Source organism: Streptomyces sp. NPDC053755 (assembly GCF_040677675.1).
Lineage (GTDB): Bacteria > Actinomycetota > Actinomycetes > Streptomycetales > Streptomycetaceae > Streptomyces.
Genome location: NZ_JBFASK010000068.1, coordinates 1 through 10,753, shown reverse-complemented (window position 1 = coordinate 10,753; position 10,753 = coordinate 1). Strand labels below are relative to the sequence as shown.

General features: G+C 66.5%; 10 protein-coding genes and 2 pseudogenes. 8 read left to right on the top strand and 4 right to left on the bottom strand.

Features of this window, described 5'->3' with window-relative positions:
• Nucleotides 1–1,271 precede the first annotated feature (1,271 nt).
• A complete protein-coding gene (locus AB0K65_RS31985) occupies nucleotides 1,272–1,445 on the bottom strand; it encodes a hypothetical protein (protein WP_365722743.1) in 174 nt (57 codons plus the stop codon).
• Nucleotides 1,446–2,221: 776 nt separating this feature from the next.
• Nucleotides 2,222–2,671 (bottom strand): hypothetical protein, encoded by a 450-nt coding sequence (locus AB0K65_RS31980; RefSeq protein WP_152369292.1) that lies wholly within the window; start codon nucleotides 2,669–2,671, stop codon nucleotides 2,222–2,224.
• Nucleotides 2,672–2,987: 316 nt separating this feature from the next.
• Here AB0K65_RS31980 and AB0K65_RS31975 point away from each other — a divergent pair, with 316 nt between their 5' ends.
• Nucleotides 2,988–3,773, top strand: a complete 786-nt coding sequence (locus AB0K65_RS31975; RefSeq protein ID WP_365722741.1) for a hypothetical protein — start codon at nucleotides 2,988–2,990, stop codon at nucleotides 3,771–3,773.
• 16 nt (nucleotides 3,774–3,789) lie between these two features.
• Here AB0K65_RS31975 and AB0K65_RS31970 read toward each other — a convergent pair whose 3' ends face one another.
• Nucleotides 3,790–3,987 (bottom strand): hypothetical protein, encoded by a 198-nt coding sequence (locus AB0K65_RS31970; RefSeq protein ID WP_365722739.1) that lies wholly within the window; start codon nucleotides 3,985–3,987, stop codon nucleotides 3,790–3,792.
• A 575-nt stretch (nucleotides 3,988–4,562) separates the two neighbouring features.
• Here AB0K65_RS31970 and AB0K65_RS31965 point away from each other — a divergent pair.
• Nucleotides 4,563–4,685, top strand: a complete 123-nt coding sequence (locus AB0K65_RS31965; protein ID WP_365722737.1) for a hypothetical protein — start codon at nucleotides 4,563–4,565, stop codon at nucleotides 4,683–4,685.
• A gap of 70 nt (nucleotides 4,686–4,755) precedes the next feature.
• On the opposite strand, the gene AB0K65_RS31960 is transcribed toward AB0K65_RS31965, so the two are convergent.
• Nucleotides 4,756–5,157: a hypothetical protein gene (locus AB0K65_RS31960; protein WP_365722735.1), complete on the bottom strand. Its 402-nt coding sequence runs from the start codon at nucleotides 5,155–5,157 to the stop codon at nucleotides 4,756–4,758.
• Between the two features lie 127 nt (nucleotides 5,158–5,284).
• On the opposite strand from AB0K65_RS31960, the gene AB0K65_RS31955 reads away from it, so the two are divergent.
• The 6 genes and pseudogenes from AB0K65_RS31955 (at nucleotide 5,285) to AB0K65_RS31930 (ending at nucleotide 10,134) form a co-directional block, all read left to right on the top strand.
• A complete protein-coding gene (locus AB0K65_RS31955) occupies nucleotides 5,285–6,520 on the top strand; it encodes an IS701 family transposase (protein WP_365722745.1) in 1,236 nt (411 codons plus the stop codon).
• A 24-nt stretch (nucleotides 6,521–6,544) separates the two neighbouring features.
• Nucleotides 6,545–8,065: pseudogene (locus AB0K65_RS31950) on the top strand (polymorphic toxin-type HINT domain-containing protein); the annotation flags it as partial.
• Nucleotides 8,066–8,099: 34 nt separating this feature from the next.
• A complete protein-coding gene (locus AB0K65_RS31945) occupies nucleotides 8,100–8,630 on the top strand; it encodes a hypothetical protein (protein ID WP_365722733.1) in 531 nt (176 codons plus the stop codon).
• Nucleotides 8,631–8,855: 225 nt separating this feature from the next.
• A pseudogene (locus AB0K65_RS31940) lies at nucleotides 8,856–9,142 on the top strand (transposase).
• Entirely contained in the window at nucleotides 9,139–9,483 is a 345-nt protein-coding gene (locus AB0K65_RS31935) for a transposase (RefSeq protein WP_365722731.1), read from the top strand. The pseudogene AB0K65_RS31940 and the gene AB0K65_RS31935 overlap by 4 nt, the downstream one beginning before the upstream one ends.
• Nucleotides 9,484–9,843: 360 nt before the next feature.
• Entirely contained in the window at nucleotides 9,844–10,134 is a 291-nt protein-coding gene (locus AB0K65_RS31930; protein ID WP_365722729.1) for a hypothetical protein, read from the top strand.
• Nucleotides 10,135–10,753 lie beyond the last annotated feature (619 nt).

The following is a 10,753-nucleotide window of genomic DNA, read 5'->3' as shown; positions in this document are numbered from 1 at the left end:
CGGTCGGTCAGAGCTTCGAGTGCCTCGAACATGTCGTTCATGCTGCCACCTCGGAACTCGCGTCCGATGAATTCGGGGAGGCAGAAACGCTCGTTTGCCCCCCGTGGCCGGCGACTGGAAGATCCAATCTGCGACCAGCGTCAAGTTCCGCATGGAGGACGCGGCCGGACTCGTCCGCGACGTCGCCGCGAGGGCAGGAAGGACGACCCTCGCTGGCGGGCCCAGGCCTTCCAGGCCCGCTCGATGGCGTGGCTGGAGCTGGCCGCGCACGCGGAGGGCACCGAGTACCACGCTGCTTGCATGCTGACCTCGTTCCACGACCAGGAGACCGCCGCGCGGATCCGGTTCCAGCTTCCAGCACAGCATTCCTCGCTGTTCCCGAGGGCGATGGCGGCTCACGTCGGGCTGCAGTGCTGCGAGTGGTGCGGCCGTCTCTGGCAGGCTGTTCCGGAGGGCGCGTGCGAGCACTGCCCACGGCTGATGTGGGGGCCCACCCCCCGTAGCGCAGAGGAGGCCCGGACGGGACCGGCGCCCATGCCGGTCTCCCGCGAGCAGCTGTGCCCAGTGCCCGCGTACGACGACTGATCCGGCCTACGATGCGGTCGTGACCACCCGCCGCGCTCTGGGGACCGGCCCCGAGGAACCCTGGCTTTGTTCACGTTCAGCGGCAGCGTTTGTCCACCTGGTTGGGAGGCAGTGGGCGATCGAGACGCGCGTGATTGTTCACGGAAAATGACGTCAGGGATGTCGTGGACGGAAGCGGCAAGCGCGACTGAGGCGTATGGCAAGGGGGAGCAACGTGGGTGGACCGCCCGACTGGCTGAAGGCGTGGTTTTCGGAGCGGGAGAGCGAGTGCAGGGCCCGCGGTGTTGACGCGGTGCTGTGGATTCGTCCTGCTGACGGACCCCCTGACAGGCCGGGGCGTAAGGCGACTCCCGATGCCAAGGTAGACCTGGAGGTCGGGAGCCGGTGGAGCAACGTTGGCGTGTTCGGTGAGTCTGGGGTCAGTCTAATGGGGGTCGATTTCGTGACTGATACCGCGTGGCAGGCATATCTTCACCCGCAGTCTCCAGAAGATCTCGGCGCTGTCGTCGACCAGGCCCTGGCCTGGGTTGAAGCAACAGCGGAGATGCCCAGCTGGGCGAGCTGAGGCCCGGGCCCTGTGGCGGGATGGCGGTGCGATTCCTTAGCCGTCGATTCGACAAGAGTCCCGCACCTGCTGGTGCGGGACTCTTTCCGTTACTCAAGCCGGGCCGTCGCCCGTGCCCGTGTCAGCGCTGCGTCGGATTGCGGTTCGGCTGCTGCGGCTCGGCGCGGCCGCGGCGCAGGTGCTCGGCGGCGACGTCAGGCTTCTTCCCGGAGTCCTTCGGCTTCCTCAGGAGATCGGCGTCGCCGCCGACTCCGTCAGACGAAGCGAACGCTTCTGCTCCGACGGGTGCGGTCATTGGTGGCACAGACTGTCCGTCGCTGATTGATCCCTCCCTCGGTCGGCAGGGACCTCGACGCCCCCTGCCGCTTGTCCCCTTTTCGGCGACAGTGCGGAACCGACTGCGGCTGCTCAGTTCCGGCAGGTGCTACGCCGGCCTGATCGGGGTTTCCCTCCGCGAGCCACGTACCGCTGGTTCCGGGACGGCGCGTGCGACGCAGGCGACCGCACCTTCCCTGAACCGCGCCTTCCTCCAGGACGGGCCTGCCGCCGGCGCCCGTCCTGGAACACTGGGGCCACCGTGCCGACGATGAGGAGTGAGCAGATGACGGTTCTGCCTTCACCGGAAGAGATCGAGGCCGCCCGTGCGCCCGCCGGCGGCTGGAAGCGCGACCAGCTCGCCACCTAGGGTGTTCCCTGGCCCCCGCCCAAGGGCTGGAAGGACGAGCTCGTCGAGCGTTGGAGGGCCGCCGGGCAGGACGGCGCACCGCCGCCCCCGCCCCGTCCGGCCCCGGCGCCGGACGGCTTCGCGCAGGAGACGTTCGACTTCGGCTGATTGGCGACCGCGGCTGGGAATACCCTGCCCGGCCCCGTCGGCTACTCCCACAGCCCTTGCTCCTCCGTCAGGCGGGCCATGAGCGTCTTCGACGTGCCCTGGGCCGCGCCCTGGACGGTACCTCGGGCTATCACGGCGGGCACGTCGGCGCCGACGGCCGCCTGCTGGTCCGAACAGCGCGGTTCTCAGTACCGAGATGTCGACTACCGAGCAGGGCCCAGCCCGGCTGGTGTCGACTGTTAATACTCGTCCAGCTTCAGCCAGGGTTTGATCTTGAGCTCTTCGGCCTCTTGATCCATCGTCTTCTCGCTGAGACGCACATTTGTAAGAGCCAGGGTGGAGGTGCTTTCCGGGCTTCCTTCGAGGATCGCTGTCCGTGAAGTTACTACTGCTTCCGCCCAAGCCTCGGCAGCGTCCGCGAACTCCTGGGTCTCGGCAGGGGCACGGTTGGCGGCCTTGCGGAGGTTCTCCAGTTCGAGCTGCGAGGCAAGCTGCACGCTTTCGACCTCGGTCCGAGCGTCGCCCGCTTCTACGGCTGCAGACTCCAGCTTCATCTCGTCACGGATGCGGTCTACAGAGGTCCTTATGTCACTGATGGACTTGTCCACCTCGGCATCGCCGCTGCACGCTGTCAGCAGAGCGCAGCTGGTCAGTGCCAGACCGATGGCGATACGACGTATCCTGCTCAAGATCCCCCCGAGGCATTGAAGAGCCCAGTGTCCTCACAGTGGCGCTGGACTGTATGCCGGTGATCCTTTCGATGAGAAGATCGCGATGTCAAGGCGACGTGATCCGGTGGACTGGACCGCAGCGGGCACTGAAAGGCGCCCGATGGAAGCCGGTGCATCTATCGGCTCGCAGCTGCTTCATCGATGGCTGGTGACAGGCTGAGCGATGTGGCAACGGCGGACCTGGGCTGCTGAGCCGACATAGAAGGCGAGTGCCGCTGAGCGCCCTCTTCGCTATCTGGCTGACACTGGTGTGTCGCGCGAGGAAGATGCGTGCATGACGACGTTCACCGACCCGAGTGCTGGAAGAAGCAAAGCTTCCATAGCCGAGCTCCGTGACTGGGCGAAGATCTGGGACACCTACGACCCGGCAGTCCACGGCCACCAAGAGATGCCCAGCTTCTACACAGCCGGCAGCCGGCATGAGAACTGGTGGGGGAGCACGGTACCCCTGGACCAGCTCCTTCACCTGGCTCAGGACCACGGCATCCCGGTCGCCTGGCTTCCCGACCGAGAAATTCTTCAACGGCTCGCGACAGCAGGCCCGGCCCACGACGACAAACTGGCAGTTCTCGTCGCCGCCGAGGCTGAGATCCGGGCCCTGTGCAAGGTGCGCCTCGACGAGTGCACCGATGGGTGGCTCACCGCCGAAGTCGAAGCCGGGCGCAAGGCGCTGGCGGCTTGGGAGGACGGCCATCGAGAAGCTGCGGCGACCCTGGCCATCGCCGCGCTCGAACAGATCCTGTACACCTTGACCGAGACGGAGAAGCGTAAGCACTGGGCACTTGCCAAGATCGGCAGGCAGAAGCCCAACGGCTACCTGCCTGCCAGGCAGTACGTCTTCGCTCCCCTTGCCACCCTCTACACGAAGTACTACCCCGAAGAGAATGACCCGCTGCCTGACAACCTCTCCCGCCACGCTGTTCTGCATCACCTTCCCCTCGATCACCTCAGCCATGGCCACTGCATCATCGCCGTCATGCTGCTCGTCTCTGTCCTGCGCCAGTCTCAAGAACGTGCCCAGGACATCCGCGACGACCTCGTGATGGCCGCCGCGGACTGAGCTGTCGGTTCCTGGATCAGCGCATGGAGAGCCAGGTGCTGATGTAGATCACGATGCTTCCGCCGATGGCGGTTGCCGCGCCTCTGACGAGGTAGATGCCGGCCTCGTTGCGGATCCTGCGTGCCCTGCTCTTCCATCGGGTGATCCAGGGCTGTGGTTCTGGCGCGGGGGGTTTCCCGCTTGCGTTGATGACCGTACGCTCGGTCCTGGACATGAGGTTCTCCTTTGCTGGGGGACGGTCCTTTGCTGACGGCTCCCTGCCCACCAGGGGGCCGTCGCCTTTCTGGGCAACGGCCAGCGCCGTGTCGAACTTGCTCCGGGTAGAGACGAGTTCGGATGTACAACACGGTGGGACCAGAACCGGGGTTCGCCCCCTGCTCTGTTCCTGCCCGCGAGATCAGTTCACCGCAGTCCGGCCCCGGATCCCCTACTGCGTGGGGAAGTACGCAAATGGCTGTAGCGAGGCCTCTGCAACAGCACCCTTCACTGTTCTGCAGCCAACTTCGGAGTTCTCCAACATTCTCCAGTGGCATCGCTCTAGCCTGGACTTTCGGTAATCGGGGGAGGCTGATGATGCAACCAGTGGCGGGCACCTCACCGGCAGGACGCGGGGACTTTGAGGGAGAGCTGCGGGCAGCCGCTGCAGAACTGCGCAGATTGAAAGCCGAGCACGACTCCCCGACGGGGAAGGAGATCGCCGCGCGGGCTGCCCGCGGCGGCCAACGCCTGTCCGAGTCCGGGATCAGCGCAACCCTGAAAGGGAGGAACCTGCCGGGGTTCGACTACTACATGACCATCGTCAGAGTGCTGCTCACCTATGAGACCGGACAGATCGCCACACGCCAGCACAAGGATCTCGCTGCCTGGCGCGAGCGCTGGCAACACCTCCAGGCTCTAATACTCCAGCTGTAGATCGTGATCTTGATCGTGGTGCGGCCGCCGTACGTTATGCGGTCTCATGCCGGGATGGGCGTCTCGCGGGTCACTTGCTCGGGCCGGTGATGACGATGTCGATGGCGCTGGCGTCTGGCCCCGGTGTGTCCACGGCGACGCGCACGTTGAACTGCCCGCGGTCGCCCACTCGGTGCACGAAGCGGGTTAGTTGTTCGACATCGCCGACTGCAATGCGCCCGTCGGGCAGCAGGAGGGGGCCGTCGAAGACGGTGGTGAACTCCGCGTCGGGGTCTTCGGCCTGCGGGTCATCAGGCGGCGTGAAGAGACGCACCTTGATCAGCCCTCTCTGGGGTCGAACCCGGACGGCCACGTGGGTGTCGCAACTGGCGGCGGGGGCGGCGTCCAGGGCGAGGGAGAGTGGAACCCAGTCGGTTGCCCCGAGGTGCAGAACGGGGTGATTGAGGTAGATGTCGACGCCGGCGATCTGCATGGTGTTCCTCCTGCCCGGTATGGCTGCGGCCACCGTTGATCATCGGTGTGTGAAGACAAACGATCATGCGGTGGCCGTGGGTCACAGCGTAGACCCTGCCCGCTGGCAGGAGGCGTTCGAGGGCCTGATGGGACGGATAGCCGGACGGTTCGCACGGGTGGAGGCCCGGCGTCGGGCGGGACGGCTGGTGCTCGGGCTGCTGTCCGACCTGCCGCGCAAGAACTGCTGGACGATAGCCGAGTGGGCCGGGGAAGCGACGCCGCACGGCATGCAGCACCTGTTGTGCCGGGCGTCCTGGGACGCCGACGCGGTTCGCGACGACGTACGTGACTACGTCATGGAGCAACTGCACGATGAGCGGGCAGTCCTCGTCGTCGACGAGACCGGCGACCTGAAGAAGGGCACCCGCACGGTCGGCGTGCAGCGCCAGTACACCGGCACCGCGGGCCGGATCGAGAACTCTCAGGTCGCGGTCTACCTCGTCTATGCGGGAGCGCGCGGGCACGCGGCGGTGGACCGAGAGCTCTACCTCCCGCGCTCGTGGACGTGTGAGCCGGACCGTTGCCGGGCCGCCGGCCTGCCCGAAGACACAGCCTTTGCCACCAAGCCGGAGCTGGCCGGCCGCATGATCGGCCGGTTCCTCGACGCCGGGCACCACGTGGGCTGGGTCACGGGCGACGAGGTCTACGGCGGCAACCCGCGTCTGCGGGCCCTGCTGGAAGAGCGTGGGGTCGGCTTCGTGCTGGCCGTCGCCTCCTCGGCCGAGGTCATCACCGGTGCCGGCAAGTTCCGGGCCGACGCGCTGGCCGCGAAGGTGCCCAAGCGGGCCTGGCAGAAGCTGTCGGCCGGAGCCGGCGCCAAGGGGCACCGCTACTACGACTGGGCGGTCATCGACCTGGCCGACTCCGGACCGGGCCACCGCCAACTGCTGATCCGCCGCAACCGCACCACCGGCGAACGGGCCTACTACCGTTGCTTCTCGCCCGCCCTGAAGCCCCTCGCCACACTGGTCCGCGTCGCCGGGTCGAGGTGGCGAGTGGAGGAGACCTTCCAGTCGGGCAAGGGCCTAACCGGACTGGACGAGCACCAGGTCCGGCGCTTCACTTCCTGGTCGCGCTGGGTCACCCTGGCCATGCTCGCGCACGCCTTCCTGGCGGTCATCCGAGCCGCAGAACACGCCCGCCATCCCACCCCGGACGACTTGATCCCGCTCACCTGCAACGAAATCCAGCGACTGTTCACGGCGCTCGTCCGATCCACGCCCGATGCCGTCCACAAGCTGCGCTGGTCCCTCTGGCGACGCCGCCACCAAGCCCGATCCAGGACCAGCCACTACCACCGACAAGCCACCGATCAGACATGAAGATCACGATCTACAGCTGGAGTACTAACCGCCTCGGAAAAGGCCGCGGCCCTCGCGGGCGCGGGTCTGTCCGCGGCGCAGGTCGCGCAGGCGCAGTCCACCATGGGCAAGTCCCTGACCTCGGTGATCCTCGCCGTGGCCTGGGAGACCCTGAAGGACTTCATCGGCATCAACGACGCCATGGCCTGCTTCGGCGGTGACATGTGGTCCTGTGGCAGCCTGATCATCGGGGCCATCCCCTGGGCCAAACTCGGCAAAATTCCGTCAGTCCTTCGGGCCATCGACCGCACCATCAGCGCCATCCAAGCGTTCAGAGCAGCGAAGAAGGCAGCTGAAGCCGTCCTCAAGGCAGCGAAGGCGGCCGAAGCCGCAGCCTTGAGAGCCAAGAAGGCGGCGATCGAAAAGGCCAAGAAGGAAGCCGCCCAAAAGGCGAAGAAGGCCGCTGAACAAGCCAAGAGAATCGCCGACAAGGCACTAGCCCAGAAGAAGAAGACCGGCAACCCCGTCCAGAAGCAGGCCCAAGCCAAAGCCGCGCCGAAAGCATCCTCCACCAGCGGCAAGGGTGGAGGCGGAGGCAAGACCGGCGGAAACTCCGGTGCCTCCTCCCGCAATAAGGGCGGCAGCAGCGGCAGCGGCGACAGCGGCAAGGCCGACGGAGGTGGCGGTTCCTGCAACATCGCAGACAACAGCTTCACGCCGGGCACCAAGGTCCTGATGGCCGACGGCTCCACCAAGCCGATCGAGAGGGTCAAGACGGGCGACAAGGTCGTCGCGACCGACCCGAAGACCGGCGAGACCCGGATAGAGACGGTCACGGCCGAGATCAAGGGCCAGGGCCGCAAGCACCTGGTCAAGGTCAGGATCGATACGGATGGCCTGTCCGGCTCGAAGACGGCCGAGGTCACCGCGACGGAGGGCCACCCGTTCTGGGTAGCCGAGGTCGGCAAGTGGATCGACGCCACCGACCTAAAGTTGGGCCAGTGGCTCAAGACCAGCGCGGGCACGTACGCTCAGATCACCTCGATCGCACGCTGGGTCGCCCGGGACGTCAGCGTCCGCAACCTCACCGTATCCAACCTCCACACGTACTATGTGCTGGCCGGTGCCACCCCGGTCCTCGTCCACAACTGCGGTGGCGGTGCCGTCGATGAAGGTCATCTGCAAGGCCTGGTCGACGACATCACGGATGCCGCAGGGGGCGGGGCGGGATTCCGAACGATGGGTGGGCTGCATGTGGATAGCGCAGGGGGTGAGGGACTCGATTTCTTCGCCGTTGGCGCTCGCGCCGATATGACTCCCGCTCAATTCACGTCACTCCCTGGGCTCGGCGAAACCACCTTCGGCTTCCGAATTCCGCAGCCAGCCAGGTTGATCACGCGGGACAACCTGTGGCATGCCGAGGTGAAGCTATTCAACGAGGTCGTGGGCGGGCTCCAGTTGCAGCCCAAGTTGTTGATCGTGAGTCGCCCAATCTGTCCGCGATGCGAGAATTTCCTGGTGCAGCGTGGCGCGACGCTTACATCGGAAACTTCCGCAGCTTGGTGATTGCTGGAAGGGAAGGGATTGAAGGAGTATGGAAGTGGAAGGTTTGACCGCCGAGGCGGTAGGGGCTCTCTGCTGCGCGACGTCCCTGCGGGTCGGGGGCGCCCTCTACATTCTTGCGGAGGCCGCCGGTTTCGAGGACGTCTACTATCGTGTAGACGCTGGGCTGCGGGCGAGCATGAGGTCATACGAGGGGCGTGAATTGAATTCTGCTGCCCTCGAAGAGGCGTTGACGGCGCATCGAGAATTGTCTGAAACGTTTCCATCCGGGCGCCCTGAATCGGAGTTTTTTAGGGCAGGCCTTGATGTTATTGAAGTGGGGCTCAATGTGGTGTCGTCTGGAGTCAGTCCGGATCTCGTAGCCGAAATATTCCAGAAGGCTACGGACGCGACGTCGCTCTGGCAATCGGCAGCGGGCGCAGGACTTGAAGAATTCGAGCTCGCCTGCCAGGAGAAATCGGTTACCGCGGCACGTGCGCAAGGCGTCACGGCAGTGCGGAAGGTGGCAGGGGAAGGGGCTCTGCACTATCGGAGAGTTGCGCAGTCCGTCGTGTCAGACGGAGCCTGATCGGCGACTCGACGAGACACTGACGCATCGGCAACGGGCCCCGCCGGAACGAATCCGGTGGGGCCCGTTGCGGCGTCTGACGGCAGTAGGTGATGGCAACGCCAGCGGATGGGCACCGCACTGGGAGGAATCGCCCTTGCTATTCGCCAGAGTGCACCTGCCCCCAGCACACAATGAGGTTTGCTAGGCCGTGTGTCGAAAGTGGATCTTGGGTGATCACAGGTCATGGGGCGGGGAGATCTCACGGACGAGCAGTGGGCGGTCCTGGAGCCGTTGTTACCGAAGGGGAAAAAGTCGGGGCGACCGCCCGTCTGGCCCCGGCGGCTGCTGATCGACGGCATACGGTTCCGGGTCCGGACCGGTGTGCGTGGCGGGACATGCCCGTCGAGTACGGTCCGTGGGGCCGGGTCTACGACCTGTTCCGCCGGTGGCAGCGGGACGGCACCTGGCACCGGATCCTCAGTCGGCTCCAGGCCCTGCCGACGCGAAGGAGGCGCTCACGTGGGACGTGAGCGTCGATTCCACGGTCTGCCGCGCCCATCAACATGCGGCCGGGGCTCGCAAGCAGGGCGTTCTGCAAAAGGAACCACCGGGCGGTGTCTTCACCGAGCCACGTGATCACGGGCTGGGACGCTCGCGCGGCGGGTTCACCACCAAGCTGCACCTGGCCGTCGAACAGGGCCAGAAGCGCATGTCGATCGTGATCACGGCAGGGCAGCGCGGGGACTCGCCGCAGTTCGAACCGGTGCTGGAGAAGGTCCGCGTGCCCCGCCTCGGGCCGGGCCGACCACGCGTCCGCCCCGACCGGGTGCGGGCGGACAAGGCGTACGCCTCCCGCAGGAACCGTGCCTAGCTGCACCATCAACCCGACCGCCTCCGCCCACGTCTCCGTCTACGGCTCCATGTTCGCCGACTCCTGGCAGCACTCACACGTCATGTGGCGGCTGGCCAGACCGCATCCAACCTGGTCGTCGTACCGATGGGTGACGCTCTGCACTTCTACCCTCCGCCGGTACGCTCGACGTGCTCGCCGACGTCGTCGGCTACTACGCGGGCCCCTACGAAGGCCCCCTCTTCGAGCCCCTCGCGCCGTCCCGCGCCCTCAGCACCGTCAACCGCATCGGCGCCCCGAAGGCAAAGGTGGGTGCCGGCCGGACGGTGACGCTCCAGGTCGCCGGGCGCAACGGCGTGCCCGCCGATAGCGTCACCGCCGGTGGTCATGAACGTGACGGCCACCAATGCGACCCACAACACCTACGTCTCCGTCTACCCCTACGGCGCGAGCCGGCCGAACACGTCGAACCTGAACGTGACGGCCGGACGGCCGGTGGCCAACCTCGTCGTGCCCGTCAAGGACGGCAAGATCACCCTGTACAACCACGCCGGCAGCACCGACCTGATCGGCGACGTACAAGGGGTTCTACGCACCCTGAGCCCCCACCGCCTCTGCAACCAGCACCAGCACCAGCACCAGCTCCGCCGCCGCCGGCCCTCACGACCGTGAGGGCCGGCGCGGTCGGAGGACGGCACCCCATGCCCGCCTAACGGGCGATCAGGTCCTACACAGTGCACCGCCACTCCGTATGGTCGCTGACGGCACCCTTGACAGGACGGGTGCGCTCGCTGGCCGGTCTGCGTTCCGCACCTACCTGGACCGGCGTACGCCTACACCGCAGAACCTCGCCCGGCCGGCAGCCTTCACGCACACACGCTCCACCGGCGCCTCGCGCCTGGACGCCGCGACCCGCTCACCGGAGCCCAGCGCCGCGCCGCGTCCGAGCGCCGCGCCCAGGCCTCTCGCCCGCCACTGGCAAGACTCCCTGCTCTGCCTACGGCAGGACCGCATGCTCAACGAGGCGTTTGACACCGGGATCCCCTCAAGCTGATGCGGCTTTTCAGGATGACCGCGCAGACCGCCCTGCGCTATGTCAGCGCTGCCTGTCCGGAGCGCACTTCGAAACTGGCCACGTAGCGGGCCTGCGCCGCCGTAGCGGTGCGTCGGGGTTCGGAAGGCGGCGCGGGCGGGGCTGTCCTACTCGGTCGGCAGACGGAGCATCGGTTCGAAGGTCGCGTCCTCCTCGCCCTCGACCGAAGGGAGGAAGCCGTCCGGGACGGTGCGGGCG